Raw genomic sequence first — 23,938 nt, forward strand, 5'->3', positions numbered from 1 at the left:
CATATCTATATTCAGATTAGGAAGCAGGCGAAGTACAGAACAGCGGTGAAGGAGGGGAAAAAGAGAAGATGCACCCTGCACTCTTTCATTGGAAGCGTTTGGAGCAAGTCGTAACAGAAGTGATTGTACAGGCAGGTGCCAGACGCGAGCATGCAAGGCTTGTCGCAGAATCTCTCGTCCATGCTGATTTGCGCGGCATCGAGTCCCATGGTCTGGCGAGGCTGCCGATTTATATCCAACGAATCGAAACAGGCTTGATTGAATTGAACGATGAACCAGTGGTATGGAAACAGGAGGGGGCAACAGCACTGGTAGACGGCAAAAACCAGCTGGGTGCGGTAGTCGGGGTGGCGGCTTTGGAGGAATCGATCAAGTTGTCACAGCAGATGGGAATCGGGGTTGTTGGTGTTCGTCATTCCAACCACTTTGGCTCCTGTTCGTACTATGCAGAACGATCGATCGCAGAAGGAAGGATTCTGCTTGTCCTTTCCAATGCCCCCGAAGCAATGGCACCTACAGGAGGGATACGCCCTTTTTTCGGAACAAACCCAATTGCGGTGGGAATACCGGCAGGGGAAGAGCCATCCTTTTTGTTAGATATGGCTACGAGTGTCGCTGCCAGGGGAAAAATCGCCTTAGCCGTAAAAAAAGGGGAAACGATTCCTGCCGATTGGGCCATCGATCCCGATGGGAAGGAAACGACTGATCCCACACAAGCCTTGCTTGGCTCACTTTTGCCGATCGGGGGAGCAAAGGGCTATGGATTGGCGATGTTCATTGATATCTTGTGTGGGCTGCTAACGGGTGCAGCAACGGGACCACATGTAAAAAGCCTGTATGACAATTGGAATGATCCACAAAACGTTGGACATCTATTCTTGACGGTGGATATTGAACGATTTATGCCACTGCCCGATTTTTGCGCCAGTATGGATGCATACATTCGTGAGGTGAAAAGCGTACCTACGAAGAAAGGGGTATCCGAAATTTTCATTCCTGGGGAGATCGAGAGCCGAAAAAAGCAAGAACGTATGGAAAACGGTATTCCTTTCGATCCGAATCTGACGAAAGAACTAAGCCAATTATGCAGCACCTATGGCGTCGATTTGCAGGCTGCGTATCATGTCCCTTAACCAGATTTCCTATCGTGGTAGGTTTCATGGACAATACATTGCACATAGACTAATGTCATCGGTTTGGAAAGGAGTGAACCGCCAATGCAACGACACATGTGCAAAGGCAAAATTCACAGGGCGACAGTTACGCAGGCCGAACTGGATTACGTGGGGAGTATCACAATTGACGTTGCTCTTATGGATGCGGCAGATATCAAGCCATATGAAATCGTGCAAATAACCAGTTTGCGTAATGCCACGCGCTGGAAAACATACGCGTTACCCGGGGCATCGGGTAGCGGAGTCATCTGTTTGAACGGACCACCTGCCCACCTATTTACGCCAGGAGATCTGGTCATCATTTTGAGTATGGGCATGTACGATGAATCCGAGATCGAACAGCTTGTCCCCAAGGTCGTGTTTGTGGACGAACAGAATCGTATCACGAAAATAGAGGAGCATCATCTAATAAAGAATGGAGAGACAATGCCATTAAACCGCCAAACGTAGGAAAATGGGGCAAGCATAAGCACATGGTCCAAGACGAACTTTTGCAGGAGTATTTGCCCAAAACCCGCGTGTACTCTCCTGAAGAGCTATGGGAGTATGCAGAAGCGTTTACACACGTGATGCTGAAGCCTTCGGGAGGCGGCGGTGGGGCAGGAATTATTCAAGTAACGGCGCGAGGAGAAGAGCAGTATTTGGTTCATAGTGGAAGTCGCCGTCGTCTCGTGGATGGGAAAGAAGCCACGAGACGATACGTGGAATCGTTGTTTCGGCCAAAAACATACCTGCTCCAGCCACTTATCCCACTTGGTAGAATCAACGGCAAACCTTTTGATGTGCGTGTCATGATCCAGCGTAGGAGCTACAAGGAGCCTTGGGTCATAACAGGGTGGTGTGCAAAGCTTGCAGGTCCTGGCTATGTTGTGACAAATGTAGCTCGCAGTCGTGGAAAAGTTTTACCCATCGGCACGGCAATCAAGCTGTCGAATATAGAAGCAGGCCCGCATCTCTTGAGTGACATCCGCATGGTAGCTACGGCGGTAGCTAATCGATTGGGAAGAGCCTATCCGACACTCCGGGAGATCGGTTTAGACTTAGGGATTGATGTGGATGGCAAACCGTGGATTATTGAAGCCAACTTCCGACCCGCTCTTTCTCTCTTTCAAAAGCTAGAGGATCAGTCCTTTTACAAACGAATTGTCTCCATGAGAAAACGATAAGAGGAAAACCACTTGTCGATGTTCAAACGGTAAGAAATGGCATGTGGTTTCCTTTGTTTTTCTACTTTCAATTATTGTAGGAAAAATGATAATGATCTTGCAATTACAACTATGGCGTTGCTACTAGCGAAGGAACGCAAAAGTTGATAGAATGCCTCTCAATACGATGGGAGGTAATATACACGTCGATGATAACCTTGTCTAAGAAAGAAATGTTGCTGGTCAGTTTTATGCTGTTTTCGATGTTCTTTGGTGCAGGGAACCTTATTTTTCCACCCTATCTGGGTCAAGAGGCTGGTTCCTATGTTTGGCTGTCGATTGCAGGCTTTGTATTATCGGCTGTCGGTCTTCCTATCCTTGGGGTGATTGCCATCGCAAAAGCAGGGAGCTTTTACCAATTAGCGAGTCGTGTTCATCCAAGCTTTGCTCTTATTTTTCCTATTTTGATTTATGTGTCGATTGGACCCGCACTTGCTATCCCGCGTGCAGGTAGTCTCGCGTACGAGATGGGAATGGCGCCATTTTTGCCGGGACAAGCCGCTGATTCCACCTGGAGTCTTTTCTTCTATACGATCGTATTTTTTGGCATTGTCTTTTGGTTTAGTCTGACTCCTTCCAAATTGATTGATCGCTTTGGGAAAATACTGACTCCTGCACTGTTGACCATGATTGCCTTGATCTACATCAAGAGCTTATTCACACCACTGGGCCCAACGGGGGTACCAGCAGGAAAATATGCCTCCAATCCAGTTGTGCAAGGTTTTCTGGACGGGTATTTAACAATGGACGCTTTGGCTGCACTCGTATTTGGTATCGTGATTGCCAATACGCTACGGAGCAAGGGAATCGAAGACAAAAAGCAACTGTCTGCGAATATGATCAAAGCAGGTCTCGGAGCAGGTATGTTGCTGACATTCATCTATGTCATTTTGGGATTGCTCGGTTCATCTGGAGCCTCTTTAGGTAGGCCGGAGAATGGCGGGCTGCTCCTGACAGCTATCATGAGGCAGCTATTTGGGACAAGCGGTACGCTGATTCTTGGTGTCATTTTTACCGTCGCTTGCCTTTGTGTATCGATTGGACTCGTAACTTCTTGCAGCCAATACTTTCATGGACGATTCAAAGGTTTGTCCTACAGAGGATGGGCAGTGATTCTCTGTGTCCTGAGCATGGGAGTCGCAAACTTGGGATTATCGGAGATTTTAAGCGTATCTGTCCCGATTTTGGGCGCAATTTACCCAATTGCGATCGTGCTCATTTTGTTGGCGTTGCTAGAGCGCTGGATACCTGCTCATTCGTCTGTGTATATGACGACTGTCGCAGTTGTGACGGTTTTTGGTGTCGTGGATTTGATGAATCTTACGTTTTTTAATCAGAGCTGGAACGATATCTTGGGTGTTCTTCCTTTTTATAAGGAAGGGGCCGGTTGGATCATGCCCGCAATATTTGCTGGTTTTGTCGGTATTCTGCTCGATTTTCGGAATAGGACAAACCGCACAGGAACAGGAACAAAGACTTCCCCATCAAAATAAGGCAGCACGTAAGAGAGGGCTTCGTTTTCGCGAAGCTCTCTTGTTGTGGTAGAAGCATTTGTTACTTTTTTCGAGGTTCATTCGTATTAAATGTGTTAAAGCCTAAGGGGCAGTTGGGGAGGTTCATTTACGTGAAAGTAGCACCTGTTGCGGAAGGTGATCGAATTCGGCAGCTAGACGGGATTAGAGGCTTTGCCCTCTTGGGGATCTTGCTGGTGAATATGCCGTCATTTTTGTATCCCATCATGTTCTTACCAGATGCAGGGATGGTCAATACCCATTCAGAAATGGATGGTTGGATACGGCTCTTGTTTAACATGTTTGTACAGACGAAGTTTTACACTATCTTCTCGTTTTTGTTTGGCGTAGGCTTTTTTCTGTTTATGCATCGTGCCGAGAGCAAACAGCTGCCTTATCAGGGCCTGTTTGCTCGCAGATTATTGGTGCTCTTGATTGTGGGGATGGCACATCTTGTTTTCCTCTGGTATGGAGACATTCTTCATACGTATGCCCTAGCTGGTTTTCTTCTGTTGTTGTTTTACCACAGGCAAGAAAAGACGATCAAAAGATGGGCGTGGACGCTCTTGATCGGTGTGCAGGCCATGTACGCTCTTATGCTGACCGTTCCTGAAGACCTCGTTCCTATGCCAGATCAATCACCGCTCATACAAAAAGCAATCGATACTTATACCAATGGCTCGATCATCGAGTGGTTGCAATTCCGGGTTGCTTACGAAATTCCGGTCGTTTTCTCCCTTGAGTTTATTGTTATCCTATCTGTTTTGCCGCTCTTTTTATTCGGATTTCTGGCAGCCAAGCGGGGAGTATTTGAGAGGACGGAAGAGTTTATTCCGGCCATTCGTCGCGTATGGTGGATTGCGCTGGGCTTGAGTGCTATGCTTGTACCGATGATTCCGCTTATTCAATTCGGCATTGTTACATTTCCAGCCTCGATCTCGATTGCCGTTCAGACATTTGTTACCTGGAGTGGTCTTTCCCTGAGCGCTTTTTACATTACTTCACTTCTGCTTCTGTACCGGAAAGAGAGCGCCAAGCGCATGCTGAAGCATTTGGAACCGGTAGGCAGAATGGCGCTAAGCAACTACTTGAGCCAAACCATCATCGCTGTATTGGTTGTGCGTGTTGGACATTTGTACGGAACGCCTGGGTTGGCTCTCGGATTGGTGTTTAGCTTGGTGATCTTCACTGCGCAAATCTTCGTTAGTCGCTGGTGGCTCGCCAACTATCAGTTTGGTCCTGCGGAATGGCTTTGGCGCTGTTTGACATACGGCAAATTTGTACCAATGAAACGAAAAGGAGGATCTCATGCGATTTGACACTATCATGACAATGGCTGTCGTGCTTGTGCTGACGTCCTGTTATTTTTATTTATGGAAAAGGCTTCGCTCGAAAACGTCCAGTTAATCTGGGCGTTTTTTCTAGCTTTAATGGCCAGGGGAGATCGTAGGATAAAAGTGGCATGATTGGGGCAAAATTTTCCTATCTCACATACCTAGTAACAGCAGCAGCGCTCTGACAGTAGGAAGGAGAAAGAGGATGGCTGGCAATTGGATTTCATTTTTGATCGGCTCCTTTGTAGGATCGATAGCTGCACTCCTCGTGGTGGGACTGCTTTTGATCTGTCTTTTTCGACCTCTTACCCAGTGGCTGCTCGCCAAGTTCATGAAGCGCCTCATGTCAGACCGCTATCCGGAAAATATTTTTGAGATGGTCTCCGCCATGACCAAAGTCAGTCCACGCTACGTCCTGGAGAACAGCTTGCGAGCAGCTACTGGACAAGCCATCGAACGTCCTTTTGGAAGTCCGCGCAAGTTCTTGAACTTCGATAGCTTGATATTTTCTCCTGCACAGCTGGCCAAGCTGCCTTCGAGTGAAGATACAGAAGTGGACATGCAAATCACGATTGGGCCCATGGCAAAAAAGCCGTTAACCTTGGACATTCCGCTCATGGTAGGGGCAATGGGGTACGGTATCGGTGTAAGTGCCGATGTGAAAATCGCGATTGCAAAAGGAACGGCCGCAGTGGGGACTTTGACGAATACGGGTGAAGGCCCGTTATTGCCGGAAGAAAGGAAATTCGCCAAACACCTGATTCTCCAATACAACTCGGGAAAGTGGGCAAAGGAGCCGGAAATTTTGCGACAGGCTGACGCCATCGAAATCCATTTTGGGCAGGGGGCGACTGCAGCTGCCGCGAGCTTTATCCCCGCTGAATATATCCAGGGAAGAGCTGCTGAAATCATGGGGGTTCAGGATGAAGAGATGATTATCATTCCTTCGCGGCATCCGGAAGTATCGAAGCCGGAGGATCTTAAGAAGCTCGTAGACAAGTTGCGCACAATAACAGACGGCGTTCCGATTGGTGTCAAAATCTGTGCCAGTGCCATTCTTGAAAAAGACCTGGAGATTGTAATCCAAGCCGGTGTAGATTTTATCAGTATTGATGGCGGACAAGCGGGGACAAAAGGTGGACCTCCAATCTTGGAGGATGATTTCGGTTTGCCGACCATTTATGCGCTGACCCGGGCCGTGCGCTATTTGAAGAAAAAAGGTGTGAAAGAACGAATTACCTTATTGTCTGGGGGCGGATATAATACCCCGGGTGAGTGCTTAAAAGCAATTGCTTTGGGAGCAGACGGCATATTTATGGGGACGGCTGTTTTGTGGGCGATGACTCATGATCAGGTGACAAAAGCAATACCGTGGGAACCACCGACAGAGCTGACCACCTATCCAGGGAGCTTGAAAAACAAATTTGACCCCGATTCAGCCACGAAATACTTGGCTAACTTTTTTCTTTCGTTTGTGGATGAAATGGAAATTGCCATCCTCGCGCTGGGGAAAACGTCTCTTCGTGAAGTTACGGCTGCGGATCTCGTCTCACTCGATGAGATGACGAGCAAAGTGACGAAAGTACCCCTTGCCTATCATTCATCCTCTTCCAGTTAAATTGCTTGATCGACGTACGAATGGGAGGGATTCGTATCGAACAGAGGATCATCCAAATCAAGTCGGCCGCACAGTACAACGGATGGACCATGACACAGACGTGGGAGCATCTTCTTTTTTTACATTGGGCGATTTCACCATCGTCTATCAAAGCGCTCATTCCAGCAGGACTTGAGCTCGATACATATGATGGCAAGGCATGGATCAGTATTATCCCGTTTTTGCTGAGTGGCGTGCGTTTGCATCGGATGCCATCCGTACCATTCACGACGACTTTCCCTGAAATCAACGTGCGGACGTATGTGAAGGCGAAAGGGAAGACAGGCGTGTATTTTCTTTCGCTGGATACGTCGAATCCCCTAGTAATCCAGATTGCGAAATTTTGGTACCGACTGCCTTATTATCGGGCCCAAATGACTTTTCATCGCCAAGGGGATCGGATCGATTTTACCTCTCGACGTCTATCTGGTCTACCTCAGTCACCCTGGTTCGAAGGCAGCTACCAGCCTCTCACTGACAGATTTTTCGTCAAAGAGGGAACGCTGATGCATTGGTTGACGGAGCGATACACGCTCTTTTGCAGGTGTAACAGAACGAAGCAAATGATGTATGCGGATGTGGTGCACGAGCCGTGGCAACTACAGGAGACAGCCTTTCATATTCGTGAAAACTCGATGACCGAAAACCTGTCAATCCCACTCACGGATTCTCCGCATCTAGCCCTGTATTCACGTGGAGTACAAAGTCTTATTTGGCCGATTCGAAGTCTAGCGGATCTGTCTTCGGATCAAGGTGGATAGTAGTGACTGATACCAGTACAAAAGGGTATCAGTCTTTTGGATTTGAGGCTTGCCAGACTGACTTTTGGTCGGTAAGATGAGAGATAGCACTTTTTTTCGAAAAACAGGAAGGATCTGGTATTTGGTTATGGCTCGAAAAGAACGAATTGGTGAGTTGGATCTAATCCGGGCCTTTGCATTCTTGGCTGTGGTTTATCAGCATGTCATTGGCGTGTATATCCGTGAGCCGGGACTGACAGAGCAGGTGTCGATCGTCTACGGAATGTTGTTTCATTTGTTAAAATTCGCGGTACCTGCATTCATTTTCATCACAGGGCTTGTTCTGTTTTACAACTACTCCGAAAAAGTGAACTATATTTCCTTTACACGTAAACGGGTAACGGAGATTTTGGTTCCGTATGGAATATGGTCGGTGGTTTATCTTTACTTGATGGAGAAGCCCTTGGGGGAGGGAGCAGTGTTTGTTTGGAATGTAAGCAAAAATTTCCTGACAGGGACATCCTCGTATCATCTGTGGTTCGTCGTGATGATTTTTCAGTTCTATCTTTTGTATCCGTTTTGGCAAAGAGTATTTGAACTTTTCCGCAGATTCGTGACAAGCCGCTTTCGTCTCGTTGTCGCTCTTGGTGTCTCCGGATTGGTTTATGGGGGCCTCATGTGGTTTTCAGCGCGGTACATCCCCGCGCACGGTTTCCGATTCGATATGAATTGGCTTGATACATATTTCATCAAATACCGCGATCGAAATGCGTTCTATTATTTCTATTACTTTTTGTTCGGTGGTTTAGTCGCTTTTACGCTGCCTGCATTTCGTTCACTCCTGAAAAGATACTGGCAATGGATCATTGTTTCAGTTGGTGTCCTGTACGCAGTCATTGGCTATGAACTTTTCCGTGATTCAGGGCAAGGCCAGATCAATTTAAACGTAGCGACATCCTTGAAACCGTCCATGTTCCTCTATACGATGGCTTGTTTATTGGCTGTGTACGCTCTCTGCCTATGGATGAGCAAAAAGCAGTCCAAATGGACACATTGGCTAGGACTCCTTGGGAAATATTCGTACGGAGCTTATTTGATTCATGCGCTGATCTTGACGTACTTGATGAAGATTTTGCGCGAGCTTCAGCTTTTTCACACGGGCGTGTGGGGAAGTATGGTAGCATTCGCCTTGTGCTCCATTCTTTCTTTTGCCATATCATATGGGCTGGGAAAACTGCCGTTTGGTTCTTGGCTGGTGGGGGCAGCAGAGAAAAAGACAAAAAAGATCCCGTCATCTCAAAAAGAATGGCAAAACGCGGGTTAATCGCAAGCAGTTTGGCCATATGTAGAGAATTGTAGGAGGTTGAAGGGAGAAGCGAGTCGTCATGCTGTTAGCTTACATTCAGTTAGCCTTGGCTATGGCCTTGGTCGGAAGCAACATCTCCATCGGTAAAGAAATAGTTTCCCATGTTCCTGTGTTTTTGTTTTCGGAGCTGCGCTTTTTGCTCGCGATCATCATCCTATTGCCGCTGCTGGCTATGCGTGGGGAATGGAAAACGTCTTGGAGCCGTGAGGAAGGCAAGGTGTTATTCTGGCAGTCTTTTTTCGGCGTGTTTCTCTTTAGTGTATGCATGCTGTACGGCGTTCAGTGGACGACCGCTACTGCTGCCGGTATCATTACGAGTACGGTACCTGCCTGCATCGCTTTGTTTTCGTTCTGGCTGCTCAAGGAAAAATTAAACACCAATCGTTTAGTGGCGATCGGTCTTTCAGTGGGCGGCATCGGCTTCATTACGTTTACTGGAGGCGACGGGGAGCAAAACTGGATAAGCATGCTCGGCAATCTCTTCGTATTTTTTGCGGTCGTCAGCGAAGCGCTTTTTACGATTTTCGCGAAAAGACTTGCTGGGAAAAATACACCTTTTCAAATGACGGCTGCGATTAATGTCATCAGCTTTGTCTTGTTTCTTCCGTTTGCGATTTGGGAAAGCTTGCGGTTTGATTGGAGTGCTGTACCTGCAAATGTATGGTGGCTTCTTGTGTACTATGCGTTTACGGCCAGCGTCTTATCCTTCTTTCTCTGGTACAAAGGAGTGGAGAAGGTGGAGGCTTCCAAAGCTGGCTTGTTCACCGGATTGATGCCGATAAGTGCTGCTCTCGTGGCTGTCTTTTTCTTGAACGAAACATTTACTTGGATGCATGGAGTGGGGATGATCCTCGTACTCGCCTCCATTTTTATCGGTACACAGCAGCCACGTCGTATACATTCGTCGATTGGAAGCTAATAGAAAAATTATGATACAACGGTCTCGGAAACCCTCGCATTTACTCTTCGTGGGTATCCGGGGCTTTTTTTGAAAGAAAACGAAAAGCGCCCTGACACGAGGCCAAGACGCTTTTGTAAGAGTGGTTGTTCCAATTATTTGGTTACTGCATTTTCCAAATCTTTCACACCGCTGTAGACTAATTCGAACAAGTCAGCAATGTTTTCTTCTTCAATGCAAGAGAAGGCAATGCGCAAATCGGTTTGACCAAGAGCGATCGTACCGACGCCATACTGTTCCAGCAAGTGCTGGCGCAATGTTTCCGCTTCGACAGTCTTTAGCTTGAGGCACATGAAGTAGCCGGAGTTGAATGGATAGTAAGTCCACACGTCAGCGAATTTTCCGCTGTCGAGCACTTCCTTGACGCGGTTGGCACGGCCTTTCATGATATCGAATTTCTCCTGCTTCTGTGCTTTGTACTCCGGAGCAGTGATTGCGTGTAATACGAATGTTTGGGAAGGATGCGATCCGCTGGAAAGAGTCGCGCGGATGATTCCCATTGTCTTTTGCTCCAAAGCGCTGAGCAAGTCGCTGGATGGAGATGCATACGTAATGAAGCCAACACGGAAGCCCCATACGTAATCTTCTTTGGTAGCCCCATCTACTTTTACAGGCAGAATGCGCGGGTGAACGTCGCATAGGCTAGCGAAGAGAGATTCGTGCATTGAGTCCTCGAAGAACAAGCCGAAGTACGCGTCATCTGTCACTGCGACAATGTTGATTCCAGCCTCGGCGCCTTCTTTGAGTGCAGCGACGATTTGTTTTCCTTCCTCTGGACCTGGTGTATAGCCAGTTGGGTTATTCGGGAAGTTGAGTACGACGATGGCTTTGCCTTTGTCTTTTTGTGCGAGAATCGCATCACGCAAAGCAGCAGCATTAAATTTCATCTCGTCGTTATATAATGGATAGTAGACCATTTCTGCACCACGGCGGATCGAAAAAGTAAGCTCGTAGTTTTCCCAGTTTTTGTCCGGGATGATGACACTGTCGCCGTTGTCAGCGAACAAGTCAGATACGATGCTCAGGCCATGCGTCAATGCGTTTGTAACGATTGGGTTACTAAACGTATGGTTAGCCAGTGAAGGCTGTTCCTCAATCATTTTTTTACGCCATGCTGCACGCAGCTCAGGCTTTCCTGCTGGGGGAGCATACTCGTAAATGTCTTTTGGCTGGTAAGCAGACAGGTTATCCTGGATGACCTTAAGGTGCATCGGTTGACCGTTTTCCAGTGCAATCCCGATAGTTGCGTTGTACTTTTTCGCTTTTGCTTTCGCTTCTGCCGACTGGCTGAGAATCCCTTCTTTTGGGAAATAAATCAGTTTCGCGATGTCAGACAGCATTTCATACACGTGCGGGTTTTCCCGCTGGATGGTTTGGTTCAGCGTTGATGCCAATGAATGCATGATAGCCTCCCTCTTCATTTGAAAACATCTATGTTTACCAATAAAGATAGCGTATCTACAGGCATTTGTCACCCTTGCCCAGCGGGATATTTCAGATTTTGCGAGGTTCCTTTTGACAGCGAGGAGCGGATTTGCTACCTTGAAATCGAAAACTGAGTAATGCGGGAGGGAGAAGGAAATGGCTGAACGCAGGATCGTTCGCCTGGGGGACCCTATCTTGCGTGAAACTTCAAAAAGAGTACCGTCCATTACTCCACAGGTTGAAAAGATTTTGGATGATATGGCCCAAACGATTTACGCTGCGAAAGGTCGAGCAGGCTTGTCCGCGATACAGATTGGCATCCCAAAGCGTTTAGTTGTGATGGATTGTGGTAGCGGCTTGATTGAACTGATCAATCCGGTATGGATGGAAAAATCAGGTGAGCAGGAAGGGCAAGAAGCTTGTCTTTCGATACCGGGTGTGTTTGGAATCGTTCGTCGGGCGAATTATGTCAAAGTTCAGACGCTGAACCGCCAAGGAGAAACAAAGACAATCGAAGCCGAAGATTTCCTCGCTCGGTGTATTCAGCACGAGATGGACCATTTGGAAGGAATTTTGTTTATTGATCATACAGAAGAGCTCTACTCAGCAAAAACAGGAAAGAAACTGAATCGCAAGGACTTGCACCGGATACAGGCTAAAAGTAGAAACAGAGCATAAACAGCAAGGAGATTGACTCATGAAGCGTTGGAATATTATGTTAACAGGCTTTGGAACAGTAGGACAGCAAGTAGCCAGACTGCTGGAACAGCGACGGGACCGATACCGCGAGCTATATCAAGCGGATGTCAGACTCGTGGGAGTCATTCGTTCGGCTTCCGGTCTCTATGATGAGAACGGAATTGATTCAGGAAAATGGGAAGACTATGCACATACAAAACAAGCAAAGAACCCATCATGGAACGCGCTGGAATTTATCCAATCGGTTCAACCGGATGTGCTCATCGAGGCTGGTCCTTCTGAAAAAGAGGGAGGACCCGGTCTTACTTTTATTCGCTATGCATTGGAACATGCTATACATGCAATCGCGATTTCAAAAGGTGCGCTTGTTGTCGATTATGCTGGCTTAGCCGCTCTAGCCAAAAAACATGGCGTCGCGTTGAAAGTGAGTGGGGCAACAGCAGCAGCCCTGCCGACGATCGATCTATTGCAGTATAACTTGGCAGGCTGTGAAGTGAACCGAGTCGAAGGCATTTTTACGGGAACGACTAACTTCGTGCTCACAAAAATGATGGAAGAGGGGCTCGCCTGTGTGGAAGCAGTCGAGCTCGCTCAGAAGATGGGGATTGCCGAACCGGACCCTTCTTACGACATCGATGGTTGGGATACAGCTTCAAAGCTCACGATCTTGGCAAACGCCGCTTTTGGTGCGCAAGTAAATCTGACTGATATCACACGCGCAAGTATTCGCGAAATAACCTCGTTACAAATCGAGAACTGGAAAAAGCATACGAAGATTCCCAAGCTGATAGGAAGCATCCAAAAGGAAGCAAATGGCACACTTTCTATAGCAGTGGAGCTTTGTGCAGTGGATCTTACCCATCCATTTGCATCTGTATCAGGTACGACAAAAGCCATACGGGTAGAAACAGATGTCATGGGGGATTTATTGGTCGTTGGAGGAAAATCAGATCCTGTCGCGGCAGCAGCGGCTGCCTTAAAAGACCTTGAACATATCATTAGCAGATAGGTTCATTTGCATGTGCTTCCAGTGTTCCTTAGGAATGAGTCCTTTACAACCGCGAGCATACTAGGGATGCACCACAAAAAACGGCGAGGGGGCCATACGGATGAACCAATCGTCTGATGTCAATGCCGAGCTGCAGCAAGTATCTGCTTACCCAACCAAGCAAAAAATGAATCAAAAGAACGTCGCTTTGGTAAATGAGCAGGATAGCTGCTGCTGTACCCCCAAAAAGCAGGCATCCGAAGCACAGCAGGAATGATGCCTACACGAAAAAGCCGGGTCTCGATTAAGAGACACCGGCTTTTCATTTCGTACAATGCGTTTTATCCGATAAATTCTTGTACCCAGTAGCCATTTGTGACGCCTACACCAATTTTTGTGAACGCAGGGTTCATAATGTTTTGGCGGTGACCTTCACTGTTCATCCATTGTTGCATAACTTCTTGTGGACTTTGTTGTCCCATGGCGATATTCTCACCTGCAGTCGAGTACTGAATGCCATACTGCTTCATCATGTCAAATGGGGAACCGTACGTTGGGCTGTTGTGGTCAAAATAGTTGTTAGCAGACATATCTTGTGCTTTTGCCAACGCTACTTTGGACAATGCTGCATCCATTTGAACAGGCTTGAGACCTGCTTTGGCACGTTCTTGGTTCACCAAATCCGCGACTTGTTTCGCAAAATCACCAGTTTTTCCTTGTTCCGCTTGATTTACTGGTGCGGCAGGCTGAGTGACGTTATTTCTAGGTTGCGCTGGTGCTGGTTGAACTGGTGTTTGTTGTGCTGGTGCTTGTTGCACGGGTGCTGATTGAAAAGATCCTGGTTGAATTGGGTATGGTTGTACAGGTGTAGTTTGTCCTTGTTTTTGATAAAAGTTAAAGAACTGTTGTGCATTTGGTGCTTTTTGGAATTGTCCCATATTTTGACCCACATTGAATTGGAATTGTCCGTTCTTCAATGGGCAGTTAGATGCTGCGGAAGCAGAAGAAGCAAACCCTGTCAAAGCCAAGCCTAGACCAAGAGTCATCGCGATTGTAACAGAACCAAAACGTTTCATTAAACAAATCTCTCCTTTTTTTTGCCTACGAGGTTAGTTGTCGGATTCGGGTTGAGGAAACAACCCTACGCCAATTCGGCGATTCACCCCATGTGGAATTGCTCATCCACTAAAAAGTCCCCCGCACTTCCTTTTCAGAAAGTCTCGGCTTATTTCGTTTGGCATGAACAACGATATCAGACAATCCCAATCGAAATAAAGGAGTAATATATGGCAAAAAGCTAGAATCGTTGATAAATTAGGCTCATTTCGCTTCGTTTGATTGTTCCTTCCATGCGGTTAAGCCGCCTTCCAATGCATTTGCTTGAAAACCATGCTCACGAAGAAGAGCGGCAGCTTTTTGAGCCTTGTTACCTGTTGTACATACAGTAACAATCTGCACATTTTGCGCAAGTTTTTCGGTTTCTTCATCGAACGGCTTGTCCTGTTCTTTCATTAGAAGATAGGGTGCGTTTCGGGTCGATGCATTTTCGTGAACGAGGCTGCCGGTGATAAATTTCTCGACGTCGCGTACGTCCACTAATAGTACAGGCACTTTCTTTTCAAGCATTTCTGATAATTGAATAGTTGTCAAAGTATGATTTTGCAAATGAAATCCCTCCCAATGCTATTGTAACAGAGTATCGACTTCCCAGTATAAGGGTGAACGGTTGCTTTTGTTGGACAACCATGGTAGAATGAGATTGCTACTTGAAAAATTGATACCTAATCATTCATCGAGGTGTTTGTATGCTGATGGATAACATTTTTGAATCCCCGATTCACACTGGCGCGGTCATCGGAGCCGCAAGGATGGAAGAGAGGAAGGGCTTTCATTGTTTTAGGTTTTCAAAAGGTTTAGTTTTTAATTTTGCAGTTCCGTCCCATGACATTTGCATATTTGCTGAGTAGGTAAAATTCACATATCATGAAGGCATATCATAGCACATGATCTGGTATTCCTTCATGATATGTGAGCTTTATTTGCTTCGGTAAATATGACTAGCATATTCAAATTGAATTTTTGGAGGTTTTTTTAAATGCAAACGAACGGAACAGTAAAATGGTTTAACGCAGAAAAAGGTTTCGGTTTCATTCAAGTAGAAGGCGGAGACGATGTATTCGTACACTTCAGCGCAATCCAAGGTGACGGTTTCAAAACTTTGGACGAAGGTCAAAAAGTTCAATTCAACATCGTTCAAGGCAACCGTGGCCCACAAGCTGAGAACGTAGTAAAACTGTAAGTCTCCTTTTAAAAGAAACTGTCCTTTCGAGGGCAGTTTCTTTTTTGGCGTGGTCGTAGAAGTAAAATGTAATGCTCCCCGTTGTCAAGACACGATTTTTTGAGGAATAAGTTATGTCCTCCTTTTCGTAGTCCTAGTGTTTAGGATGCGATTTTTTCGATAGTATGGGCGGAAAATTGATCGGGTTTTGCTTCATTTAGAGATTGATGAGGGCGCTCCTGGTTTTAAAATTGGACATAACGAGCTATCTCTCTGAACTCTTAACGAACTTTATCATCAATACACCATCTTGCAGTTCGGCAGAATAACAATTTTCGTTTAAATTTTCAGTTGAATATTGATATTCGAGAATTGCATCTGCCATTTCTTGAGTGAATCTCCCCTTAAAATACGGTATATTTAGTTTAGTTCCAACTTGAAAATCTTCATCACAACAATTAATATCAATGTGTTCTATTATCGTTTTAACTGGATCGCTTAAATCAGCCCATTTTAAATTACATTGATTATTCACCACTTTCTTCCCCCTTAAAATTATCTTTTCATTACATCAGAAGTTAAGTCATAAAGCACATTATTATTACCCTCAAGTACGATATATCGATGATTGAATTCGTTATTTGTTTTTAGGATGCGATTTTTTCGATAGTTTGGACGTAAAATTGATCGGGTTTTGCTTCATTTAGAGACTGATTTCGTACTTGCCAGCAATTTCGTTCACGGTCTGCTCCTCCCGGAGGACCTCCAGGACAACCTTTGTTTTAAACTATGAGGTATATTGGTTCCGTTTTTCCATGCTCTTATTATAACTTATTTTTTAACCTCCCGTGTCTCAGTCTATGGGAGCATTATAAAAGGCGTTGGGATCGTCCTCAGCGCCTGTTTCTGCATGCGAATGGGATAAAAAAAGGAACTATGGCGTCCCACCATAATTCCTCATTTTCTTCCTACAAAATAGTTAAATACAAGTTTCGATTTCGACAGTTTGGAATTGACTGTCAAGTACAGTAAGACCAACAACTTGACCGCCGCCGATAGTAGTACGGCCATAAGTGGTGAGAAGGACATTTCCGTTGTTTTCTGCTACGGTAAGGCGAACTTCATAGTGGAAAGAAGCGGGGACCAGCGCATTGAAAGCAGTGCGAGTATTCGCAGGGATAAATTGCGTGATGTCAAGCAAGGTGCTAACTGGATTCGTTTGCGTAACTGCGTTACCCCAGTTCAATACTTGCACACGTACTTCAACCTCTTCTGTGTTCAGATTTACCAGGTCGAGGTGAGCGGTGAGAGCACGGGCGAGGTTGTTTTGCAAAATACCAGTCGTTCTCACAGTATTTCTTCTTGGGCGTCTGTGACTTCTTCTTTCCGTAACATCTTGATCGTCGTCGTATTCGATTTCAGACATCCATGTTCACTCCATTCTTGTGTAATCTAGTGGGACAATAATACGATATTGTTTCTTGCCTTGATTTGTAACGGCGAACGTAAGGGGACGAGTAACTATTTTTGATAGAGGATGGTGGAGGTTTTGGGAGAAACGCCTGTATGCAAACAACTAAACTATACGGCTCGATTTGATTGGGGATACGAAGGGGTGGAACAGGTCGGTGCAACATCGGATATGATCGTCATTATCGATGTGCTCTCCTTCAGCACGTGTGTCGATATCGTAACGGGACGTGGAGGGATCGTCTATCCTTATCAGGTAAAGGATGAGTCAGCCGTAGCATTCGCTAAACAAAAAGCAGCGCTGCTCGCTGGAAAACGTGGAGAACCAATCTCCCTTTCACCCGCCTGTCTGAAAACGGTTCCGATGGGAAGTAGAATGGTGTTGCCCTCGCCAAATGGATCGACCTGTACCTTGCTGGCAAAGAAAACAGGGGCGAAGGTAATCGCTGCGTGCTTGCGAAACGCATCATCCGTCGCCAGATACATACAACAGCAGAAAGGAACTGTGACGGTTATTGCTTGCGGTGAACGATGGGGAAATGGAGCATTGCGACCCGCTATTGAGGATATGATTGCGGCAGGTGCGCTGCTTCACGAATTGGAGGAATATCGATTGTCACCAGAGGCCAAAATGGCGGTGGCAGCTTTCCGATCAGCCCAAGATCATCTTCTTGCTTACTTGCAGAAATGTGCTTCTGGCCAAGAACTGATCAGCAAGGGATACCCGGAAGATGTCGCACTTGCAGCGGAATGGAATCAGAGTTGCACGGTTCCAGTGCTTAACGCTGATTTTGCTTACGAAGCTAATTAGTCTTTTCGCATAAAGAATCCCTCATTCGGTAACCATGGTTATGAACCACACATGAGAAAAACTGGACAGGGAGGATTCATATGGATGATAACAGCAAGTCCATCAACCAGTCAGAAGAAAATATCCTGACGAATCGCCAAGGCCATCCGATTACAGACAACCAGAACCTGCGGACCGTTGGAAATCGCGGGCCAACGGTTCTGGAGAATTACGACTTTCTGGAAAAAATCACACATTTTGATCGGGAGAAAACACCTGAGCGTGTCGTGCATAGCCGAGGAGCAGGAGCGCGTGGCTATTTTGAAGCGTATGGAACCGCTGGTGATGAGCCGATTTCTACGTACACGAGAGCAAAGCTGTTTTCGGAGCAGGGGAAAAAAACGCCTGTGTTTGTACGGTTTTCTACGGTTATTCATGGCACACATTCTCCCGAAACATTGCGCGATCCACGTGGGTTTGCGGTGAAGTTTTATACAGAGGACGGGAACTGGGATCTGGTTGGCAATAACCTCAAAGTTTTTTTCATTCGGGATGCGATGAAGTTTCCTGATCTTGTACATGCGTTCAAGCCTGATCCTGTCACAAACATACAAGATGTGGAACGGATCTTTGACTTTATCTCGAACACGCCTGAGGCCATGCATATGATCACGTTTTTGTTCTCCCCGTGGGGAATACCAGCGAACTATCGACAAATGCAAGGCTCTGGCGTAAACACGTACAAGTGGGTAAACCACGAAGGAAAAGCGGTCCTGGTCAAATACCATTGGCAGCCATTAACGCAAGGGATTAAAAATTTGACACAAAAACAGGCGGAAGAGATCCAAGGGAAAAACTTTAATCATGCCACACAGGACTTGTACGAAGCGATTGAGCGAGGAGAATATCCGGAGTGGGAAATGTGCGTCCAGATCATGAGTGATGACGATCACCCTGAGCTCGATTTTGATCCACTTGATCCAACGAAAATATGGCCCGAAGATCAATTCCCGTTTCTTCCTGTAGGCAAAATGGTACTGGATAAAAATCCGGATAACTATTTTGCAGAGGTCGAGCAAGCAGCATTTGGGACAGGTGTTTTAGTGGATGGACTTGATTTTTCTGATGACAAGCTACTGCAAGGTAGGACCTTCTCCTACTCCGACACGCAGCGTTATCGGGTTGGCGCCAACTACTTGCAGCTTCCGGTCAACGCTCCCAAAAAGCATGTCGCTACCAACCAGGAAGGCGGTCAAATGCTGTACCATGTAGATCGAGCGCAGCGGCATATTAACTATGAGCCATCGACGATTGGCGGATTGCAGGAAGCCAAGCAAGCCGCTCCTGATCATCAGCCAGAAGTAGAAGGGAAGGTCGTTCGTCAAAAAATTGATCGCACCAACGATTTCAAACAGGCGGGAGAACGTTATCGCCTCATGGAAGACTGGGAAAGAGAAGACCTCATTGCCAATCTGACGGATGCACTCCTCTCCTGTGATCCTCGCATTCAAGAGAAAATGCTTGGATACTTCTTGCAATGTGACGAAGAGTACGGTCAGCGTTTGAAAGCTGGAGTCGCACAGGGCAATGGCGGAAATAGCAAAGAGATGGGCGGACCGATGGGCGCAACGAATCCCGGGGCGGCTGTCAAGGAAGCCGAACAGAAGTCTCGTCCGTCCAAGCCTTACTGATGACCCGAGTCAACAACAAGACTGAATGAACAGCGGAGCTTTGCCGAAGCCATGGTAAAGCTCTTTTTTTGTATCCGGTTGCAATTTGACTTAACAATCAGTAGGCTAAAACGTATGGGATCGATTTGCCAAAGGAGACGTCATTCATGTCAAAAGATAATAAAACACATCAACATATTGTAGAAGCAGCCTATCAATTATTCGCGGAGCATGGGATTGAAAAGACGAGCCTGACGATGATTGCTACAGAAGTAGGGATTACGAAGCCGGCGATCTACTACCACTTTGCATCAAAGGACGCACTTCTCGATTATTTGTTTGATCAACTGTTTGGAAACTATACATTCTCTCATTTTTTTACGGTTACAGATTTTACAGCTGACAATTTCACGGAACTTCTTATCGAAACTGGGTTGAAGCTATTGCCGAGCGAGGAAGAGGATTATGCCTTTTTACGTGTCTTCAATCAATTTCTGCTGTCTGTCAGTCAAAAAGAGAAGTACCGTGACAAGCTACGTATGATGCAAGAAGATTTTTTGCAGGGCTTTACCTCCTTATTAGAGCGAGGGATAGAGTTAGGTGTCGTCACGCCTGATCGTGTCGTAGCAAAAGCTCATATTCTAGCACTCGTCGTTGATAATATTAGTAATTACATGCTGATGGGAATTGAGCTAGATCAGAGGGATATCTGGACTGAAACAGTGAGAAGCGTGCTAAAGTAATCGAAAAAACAGTGACGCAATTCGAGTTGCCAGCGTCTTACAAATGTTTACATTAGACGATGGCGAGGAGATTCATAATGATACGAAGAGAGAAATGGGTAGCACTGTTGAGCTATACCGCGGTACTCTCCTTATTGACGACGGGTGGGGTCGTTGCTGCATCCCCTGCGAAGGCAGGTTCCACTAAAGTAGAAACATCGGCTGGCACGATAGGCAATACCGAGGTGAAGCTACAGGCTTGCAGTCAAGATGACACGAAAGCGGATGTTTCGGACATAACTGCGAAGTCTTGGAAATCATTGGAGAATAAGCCGGTGCTGGAAGGGATTACTGCCATTGCAACAGGCGTCATTTTTGATGAAGCAGGCTATGGGTGGAGGCCAGGTATTTCGTATGCCTTCACCGAGGATGGGCAAGTGTGGAAATGGGGCTATCAATCTGACAAGAAGTATGAACCGCACAAGCTAGCAGGGATCAAAGATGCCAAGCAAGTCACGACGGATTATGTCCTGACGGGTGCCGGTGATGTATGGCAGATCGATGAAAAGAAAGCACCAGAAAAACTGGCCGGTCTGGATAAAATCAAAAATATTCAGCAGCTCGATCTTCATGAAGGCGTACTCTTTTTACTGAAAGAAGACGGTACCGTACTGAAATGGGAAAAAGGAGCGAAAGCAGCAGAAAAGGTGACGAAGCTTTCGAATATCCGTGACATGTATAGCTCAGCCTTTTCCTTGTTTGCCATAGATGACCAAGGGAAGCTTCTTTATCTCGATGGCAAATCCGGAGAGCTGAACACAGAAAACCTGCAGGTAATGGATATCCCAGGGAAAGTCAAACAAATAGCCGTCGATTACACGGATCGCGCCTTAATCCAAACAGAAAAAGGCGAAATGTATAGCTATAATACAAAAGAAAATGAAAAAGTAGTGCGTGCCGCTCATGCAGATGGTGCCACACGGATGGCAGTTGGCGGAGAAGGATTGTACTTGATCGTAAAAGCGGACGGAACTGTCTGGGGCTGGGGAGATAATACACTTGGAATGCTCGGTGCGAATCTGGAAAATGAGCTCGAGGAGCCTGTCAAAATAGCGGGTCTTTCTGATATGACAGACGTACAAGCAGGAACCGACCATGTGATTGCTCTCGATAAAAAAGGAAACGTCTATTCATTTGGCAGCAATATGACAGGACAGCTGGGACGAATCCCTGTTACGTTTGACAAATGGACAGAATTGGGCGAATTACGTGATGTAAAACAAGTAGTAACTGAGCTGAATCGACCGTACTTCGTTCGTAAGGATGGTTCTGTATGGAGTTTTGGCGCGGATCGAGTACCATATGAAGTGAAAGGACCTAAGAAAGTAAAAACATTGGATAGCATCATGGATTCTCCGGTTACCTTAAATGAGAACGGACAAATCCAGTTGTGGAGCAGTGAATTTAGCAGCTGTGAAACATTGGCACTGCCTTCTCGGATCAAGGATTTCGTTGGTGGAGAGGAGCATCTCTTGTTGCGTACGGAAGATGACCAATTCCTGACGGTGGAATTCAGTTTTGATTCCGCTGAACGCGGAGGGGTATATGTCATCACGAACTTGCGCCCACAAAAAGTGGAAACCCTCAAGATCGATTCAAAATTGGCAGCGGATGTGACCAAGCTTTATACCAATCTTTATACGTTTTTTGCTGTGACGAAAAATGGTCAGGTATTGTACGCAGAACGGAAGAATGATGAACCGTTCACTTCATTTGCACAGATAGCTGGTTTGGAAGGAATTCGTGAGCTTGCACCTGAGTATTTTGTCCGTTATACAAAGGATATCGCATCAGTTTGGGCGATCAACGAAGCAGGTAAGGTTCAGGAATTGCAGGTTTACCCTGAGAGCGAAGGAAATGACGCAGGAGCTATCAAAGTGAAGTTGGAACCCAAAACGGAAGAAGACATTGCCATGATGAGCGGACGTTTGCGGATTACGAAGGATGGGCAAATCTTTGAACACGAATGGGAACCGCTTAAAAAACAAAAAGTGGCTGCGCCTGTTAGACTGATTTCCTCTTCGTACGACTATGCGATCGAAGGACCAGGCTCGCATTATCATGTGCTGGTCACAGAAGATGATAAGATCGTATTGATTGGCGACAATCCATACGGAAAAGGTGAGCTTCAACCAGATATGGTCAGACAATAACAGACGGGAAGAAGCGGCACAGTGGGAGTATTCATTTTCCACTGTGCTTTTTTATTTTGCCGTTTTTAGAATATATGGAAAAATATGGTTGGCAGTTTAAATTTACAGTTGTAATATTTTAACAGAAGTTAAATTTACGCTTGTAAATCTAAGAGGTGATGACGTGATGAGCAACATTCCGAAAATATCGGAGGCCGAGTGGGAAATCATGAAGGTGATCTGGAGAGATCATCCAGCAACAGCAGAGCAAATCATTGAGCGTTTACCAGCCGATATCGAATGGACAGAGCAGACGGTGCGCACGTTTTTGAACAGGTTGCTCAAAAAGAAAGCAATCAGCTATGAAAAATCTGGCCGCAGCTACCGATATTTCCCACTCGTCCAAGAAGCTGAATGCAAACGGGCTGAAAGCGAATCCTTTTTGAAACGTGTTTTTAATGGGGCTGTAGGCACGATGATGACCAATTTTCTCGAAGATGTGCAGTTATCCAACGAAGAAATCGACAAGCTGCAAAAAATATTGACGGAAAAACAAAAGAAAAAGCAATGATGAGGGACCTGTAAATGGATATTCTAGGGAGTATTTTTTTGTGGATGTGCTACGCCTCATTGGGGGCAAGCCTGGTAGCTATTTTGTTGGTAGCCATAAAAAAAGGAGTTAGCCAAGCGATTAGCTGGCGCATGCATCATTTGTTATGGTTCATCGTTTTGGCACGCCTAATGATCCCCGTGCTACCGGAGAGTTCATTCAGCCTCTTTACCTGGGTTTTCTGGGCAAGTAACAGCATGTCGGCTGCCCAGCCGCTTTCTTTCTCCGCAGAACCTCAACTAATGCCAAACACACAACTTCCTGTCGTCATCTCAGAAGTCTCCCACGGATTAAAAGACAACGAGAAAAATCAGATACAAACCGAAGCAGCTAAGGATGAAGGGATGAATGCAGTTTCCTCGCATCCAGTCTATATCCAAGTTCTCACAGCAGTGTGGCTTGTCGGAGTAGTCTTTTTGTTGGCGAGGCTCTTCGCCTATCTGTACAAGATGCACAACAAAGTACGCTTTTTAATGCGAGTGACGGATGAGAGAGTGTTTTCCATCATGGATGATTGCAGAAAGAAGTTTGGGGTAAAAAGGAAAATACACGTCTATACAGGGACACTGGCGAAGGGCCCGTTAATCTCTGGTCTGTTTTCACCTTGGGTTTATTGTCCGCGGGACGTATATCAATCGTTGTCAGACGCCGAGTTGTACCACGTCTTCTCGCATGAGCTCGCTCATCTGGATAAACACAAGCGCACCATTCATCTCACGTTTGAAAATCCTGAAAAACCAAAAACGATCGTGTTGTTTGCCCAAATCAAGGACAAATCCATTGTGGAAAACATGAGAAAAACAAAAAAGGTCCCTTTTGAGAGAATAGACGGTGCAAAATTTGAAGTTCCTGTCACTTCTTTGAACATCAGTGGCCAAGAAGTATTCCGCACAGCGCCGTATAAAGTCGATGATACACTTAGTAGCCCAAAGGATAAGGACAACCACACTTATTTTTGGTTAAAAGAAGATGTCTGCTTGAAAGTGACGTTCAAAGAAGTAGAAGCGGACGTGCAAAAGCAATTGGTAGCAGCTCTGGTAAAGGAAAAGGCGATTGATCTGAAAAAGTAGCGGGAACATGTAGAGTCTGTACATAAATCTTGCAGACTCTTTCCTTTTCCCCGATGAGAGGACAATGTAGAATTATGT

24 protein-coding genes and 1 riboswitch are annotated in these 23,938 nt (G+C 46.1%); of the genes, 19 read left to right on the plus strand and 5 right to left on the minus strand.

What is annotated here, in order from left to right; all coding sequences use genetic code 11:
* Window positions 1–68: 68 nt before the first annotated feature.
* The 9 genes from POF51_RS01125 (at window position 69) to POF51_RS01165 (ending at window position 9,907) form a co-directional block, all read left to right on the plus strand.
* The gene (locus POF51_RS01125) at window positions 69–1,133 is read left to right on the plus strand and encodes an Ldh family oxidoreductase (RefSeq protein ID WP_271753348.1); all 1,065 of its coding nucleotides are present in this window, start codon (window positions 69–71) and stop codon (window positions 1,131–1,133) included.
* A gap of 84 nt (window positions 1,134–1,217) precedes the next feature.
* Window positions 1,218–1,625, plus strand: coding sequence for an aspartate 1-decarboxylase (gene panD, locus POF51_RS01130; protein ID WP_069844889.1), 408 nt, complete (start codon window positions 1,218–1,220; stop codon window positions 1,623–1,625).
* A gap of 23 nt (window positions 1,626–1,648) precedes the next feature.
* On the plus strand, window positions 1,649–2,341 hold the full coding sequence (locus tag POF51_RS01135; RefSeq protein WP_069844890.1) for a YheC/YheD family protein: 693 nt from the start codon (window positions 1,649–1,651) through the stop codon (window positions 2,339–2,341).
* 188 nt (window positions 2,342–2,529) lie between these two features.
* A complete protein-coding gene (gene brnQ / locus POF51_RS01140) occupies window positions 2,530–3,873 on the plus strand; it encodes a branched-chain amino acid transport system II carrier protein (RefSeq protein ID WP_069844891.1) in 1,344 nt (447 codons plus the stop codon).
* A 131-nt stretch (window positions 3,874–4,004) separates the two neighbouring features.
* The gene (locus POF51_RS01145; RefSeq protein WP_271753354.1) at window positions 4,005–5,210 is read left to right on the plus strand and encodes a DUF418 domain-containing protein; all 1,206 of its coding nucleotides are present in this window, start codon (window positions 4,005–4,007) and stop codon (window positions 5,208–5,210) included.
* A 220-nt stretch (window positions 5,211–5,430) separates the two neighbouring features.
* Window positions 5,431–6,843 (plus strand): FMN-binding glutamate synthase family protein, encoded by a 1,413-nt coding sequence (locus POF51_RS01150; protein WP_106833166.1) that lies wholly within the window; start codon window positions 5,431–5,433, stop codon window positions 6,841–6,843.
* A gap of 5 nt (window positions 6,844–6,848) precedes the next feature.
* Window positions 6,849–7,643: a YqjF family protein gene (locus tag POF51_RS01155; protein WP_271753357.1), complete on the plus strand. Its 795-nt coding sequence runs from the start codon at window positions 6,849–6,851 to the stop codon at window positions 7,641–7,643.
* 127 nt (window positions 7,644–7,770) lie between these two features.
* Window positions 7,771–8,946: an acyltransferase gene (locus POF51_RS01160; protein WP_069845466.1), complete on the plus strand. Its 1,176-nt coding sequence runs from the start codon at window positions 7,771–7,773 to the stop codon at window positions 8,944–8,946.
* Between the two features lie 61 nt (window positions 8,947–9,007).
* Window positions 9,008–9,907: a DMT family transporter gene (locus POF51_RS01165; protein ID WP_271753359.1), complete on the plus strand. Its 900-nt coding sequence runs from the start codon at window positions 9,008–9,010 to the stop codon at window positions 9,905–9,907.
* A gap of 134 nt (window positions 9,908–10,041) precedes the next feature.
* Here the strand turns inward: POF51_RS01165 and POF51_RS01170 are convergent, their stop codons facing one another.
* Window positions 10,042–11,349 carry an aminotransferase class I/II-fold pyridoxal phosphate-dependent enzyme gene (locus POF51_RS01170; RefSeq protein WP_271753362.1) on the minus strand — a complete coding sequence of 436 codons (1,308 nt, stop codon included), beginning with the start codon at window positions 11,347–11,349 and terminating at the stop codon, window positions 10,042–10,044.
* 178 nt (window positions 11,350–11,527) lie between these two features.
* Between POF51_RS01170 and def the strand changes: the two genes are divergently transcribed.
* From def to POF51_RS01185, 3 genes are all read left to right on the plus strand, one after another.
* Window positions 11,528–12,049, plus strand: a complete 522-nt coding sequence (gene def / locus POF51_RS01175) for a peptide deformylase (protein ID WP_069844897.1) — start codon at window positions 11,528–11,530, stop codon at window positions 12,047–12,049.
* Window positions 12,050–12,068: 19 nt separating this feature from the next.
* Entirely contained in the window at window positions 12,069–13,079 is a 1,011-nt protein-coding gene (locus POF51_RS01180) for a homoserine dehydrogenase (RefSeq protein WP_069844898.1), read from the plus strand.
* Between the two features lie 100 nt (window positions 13,080–13,179).
* Window positions 13,180–13,335 carry a hypothetical protein gene (locus POF51_RS01185; RefSeq protein ID WP_017248920.1) on the plus strand — a complete coding sequence of 52 codons (156 nt, stop codon included), beginning with the start codon at window positions 13,180–13,182 and terminating at the stop codon, window positions 13,333–13,335.
* Between the two features lie 64 nt (window positions 13,336–13,399).
* Here POF51_RS01185 and POF51_RS01190 read toward each other — a convergent pair whose 3' ends face one another.
* Both POF51_RS01190 and POF51_RS01195 read right to left on the minus strand, forming a co-directional pair.
* Window positions 13,400–14,134 (minus strand): CAP domain-containing protein, encoded by a 735-nt coding sequence (locus POF51_RS01190; protein WP_069844899.1) that lies wholly within the window; start codon window positions 14,132–14,134, stop codon window positions 13,400–13,402.
* Window positions 14,135–14,141: 7 nt separating this feature from the next.
* Window positions 14,142–14,294, minus strand: a riboswitch (cyclic di-AMP (ydaO/yuaA leader).
* 84 nt (window positions 14,295–14,378) lie between these two features.
* Entirely contained in the window at window positions 14,379–14,723 is a 345-nt protein-coding gene (locus POF51_RS01195) for a rhodanese-like domain-containing protein (protein WP_244521669.1), read from the minus strand.
* Between the two features lie 430 nt (window positions 14,724–15,153).
* On the opposite strand from POF51_RS01195, the gene POF51_RS01200 reads away from it, so the two are divergent.
* On the plus strand, window positions 15,154–15,357 hold the full coding sequence (locus POF51_RS01200) for a cold-shock protein (protein WP_007729289.1): 204 nt from the start codon (window positions 15,154–15,156) through the stop codon (window positions 15,355–15,357).
* Between the two features lie 244 nt (window positions 15,358–15,601).
* On the opposite strand, the gene POF51_RS01205 is transcribed toward POF51_RS01200, so the two are convergent.
* Both POF51_RS01205 and POF51_RS01210 read right to left on the minus strand, forming a co-directional pair.
* The gene (locus POF51_RS01205) at window positions 15,602–15,871 is read right to left on the minus strand and encodes a hypothetical protein (RefSeq protein ID WP_020477524.1); all 270 of its coding nucleotides are present in this window, start codon (window positions 15,869–15,871) and stop codon (window positions 15,602–15,604) included.
* 444 nt (window positions 15,872–16,315) lie between these two features.
* A complete protein-coding gene (locus POF51_RS01210) occupies window positions 16,316–16,687 on the minus strand; it encodes a hypothetical protein (protein WP_271753373.1) in 372 nt (123 codons plus the stop codon).
* Window positions 16,688–16,876: 189 nt separating this feature from the next.
* Here POF51_RS01210 and POF51_RS01215 point away from each other — a divergent pair, with 189 nt between their 5' ends.
* From POF51_RS01215 to POF51_RS01240, 6 genes are all read left to right on the plus strand, one after another.
* The gene (locus POF51_RS01215; protein WP_271754166.1) at window positions 16,877–17,617 is read left to right on the plus strand and encodes a 2-phosphosulfolactate phosphatase; all 741 of its coding nucleotides are present in this window, start codon (window positions 16,877–16,879) and stop codon (window positions 17,615–17,617) included.
* A gap of 80 nt (window positions 17,618–17,697) precedes the next feature.
* Window positions 17,698–19,287 (plus strand): catalase, encoded by a 1,590-nt coding sequence (locus POF51_RS01220; RefSeq protein ID WP_069844902.1) that lies wholly within the window; start codon window positions 17,698–17,700, stop codon window positions 19,285–19,287.
* Between the two features lie 146 nt (window positions 19,288–19,433).
* Window positions 19,434–20,009 (plus strand): TetR/AcrR family transcriptional regulator, encoded by a 576-nt coding sequence (locus POF51_RS01225; protein ID WP_069844903.1) that lies wholly within the window; start codon window positions 19,434–19,436, stop codon window positions 20,007–20,009.
* 77 nt (window positions 20,010–20,086) lie between these two features.
* Window positions 20,087–22,201, plus strand: coding sequence for an RCC1 domain-containing protein (locus POF51_RS01230; protein ID WP_069844904.1), 2,115 nt, complete (start codon window positions 20,087–20,089; stop codon window positions 22,199–22,201).
* Between the two features lie 166 nt (window positions 22,202–22,367).
* Window positions 22,368–22,751 carry a BlaI/MecI/CopY family transcriptional regulator gene (locus POF51_RS01235; protein WP_069844905.1) on the plus strand — a complete coding sequence of 128 codons (384 nt, stop codon included), beginning with the start codon at window positions 22,368–22,370 and terminating at the stop codon, window positions 22,749–22,751.
* 14 nt (window positions 22,752–22,765) lie between these two features.
* The gene (locus tag POF51_RS01240; RefSeq protein ID WP_271753377.1) at window positions 22,766–23,860 is read left to right on the plus strand and encodes a M56 family metallopeptidase; all 1,095 of its coding nucleotides are present in this window, start codon (window positions 22,766–22,768) and stop codon (window positions 23,858–23,860) included.
* Window positions 23,861–23,938 lie beyond the last annotated feature (78 nt).

Source organism: Brevibacillus sp. AG (genome assembly GCF_028369215.1).
In the GTDB taxonomy this organism is placed as follows: domain Bacteria; phylum Bacillota; class Bacilli; order Brevibacillales; family Brevibacillaceae; genus Brevibacillus; species Brevibacillus porteri.

Coding starts and splice junctions, on each gene's coding strand:
- POF51_RS01185 (WP_017248920.1), top strand. CDS start 13,180: ATGAACCAATCGTCTGATGTCAATGCCGAGCTGCAGCAAGTATCTGCT.
- POF51_RS01165 (WP_271753359.1), top strand. CDS start 9,008: ATGCTGTTAGCTTACATTCAGTTAGCCTTGGCTATGGCCTTGGTCGGA.
- def (WP_069844897.1), top strand. CDS start 11,528: ATGGCTGAACGCAGGATCGTTCGCCTGGGGGACCCTATCTTGCGTGAA.
- POF51_RS01200 (WP_007729289.1), top strand. CDS start 15,154: ATGCAAACGAACGGAACAGTAAAATGGTTTAACGCAGAAAAAGGTTTC.
- POF51_RS01230 (WP_069844904.1), top strand. CDS start 20,087: ATGATACGAAGAGAGAAATGGGTAGCACTGTTGAGCTATACCGCGGTA.
- panD (WP_069844889.1), top strand. CDS start 1,218: ATGCAACGACACATGTGCAAAGGCAAAATTCACAGGGCGACAGTTACG.
- POF51_RS01240 (WP_271753377.1), top strand. CDS start 22,766: ATGGATATTCTAGGGAGTATTTTTTTGTGGATGTGCTACGCCTCATTG.
- brnQ (WP_069844891.1), top strand. CDS start 2,530: ATGATAACCTTGTCTAAGAAAGAAATGTTGCTGGTCAGTTTTATGCTG.
- POF51_RS01125 (WP_271753348.1), top strand. CDS start 69: ATGCACCCTGCACTCTTTCATTGGAAGCGTTTGGAGCAAGTCGTAACA.
- POF51_RS01170 (WP_271753362.1), bottom strand. CDS start 11,349: ATGCATTCATTGGCATCAACGCTGAACCAAACCATCCAGCGGGAAAAC.
- POF51_RS01160 (WP_069845466.1), top strand. CDS start 7,771: ATGGCTCGAAAAGAACGAATTGGTGAGTTGGATCTAATCCGGGCCTTT.
- POF51_RS01220 (WP_069844902.1), top strand. CDS start 17,698: ATGGATGATAACAGCAAGTCCATCAACCAGTCAGAAGAAAATATCCTG.
- POF51_RS01225 (WP_069844903.1), top strand. CDS start 19,434: ATGTCAAAAGATAATAAAACACATCAACATATTGTAGAAGCAGCCTAT.
- POF51_RS01190 (WP_069844899.1), bottom strand. CDS start 14,134: ATGAAACGTTTTGGTTCTGTTACAATCGCGATGACTCTTGGTCTAGGC.
- POF51_RS01150 (WP_106833166.1), top strand. CDS start 5,431: ATGGCTGGCAATTGGATTTCATTTTTGATCGGCTCCTTTGTAGGATCG.
- POF51_RS01135 (WP_069844890.1), top strand. CDS start 1,649: ATGGTCCAAGACGAACTTTTGCAGGAGTATTTGCCCAAAACCCGCGTG.
- POF51_RS01235 (WP_069844905.1), top strand. CDS start 22,368: ATGAGCAACATTCCGAAAATATCGGAGGCCGAGTGGGAAATCATGAAG.
- POF51_RS01180 (WP_069844898.1), top strand. CDS start 12,069: ATGAAGCGTTGGAATATTATGTTAACAGGCTTTGGAACAGTAGGACAG.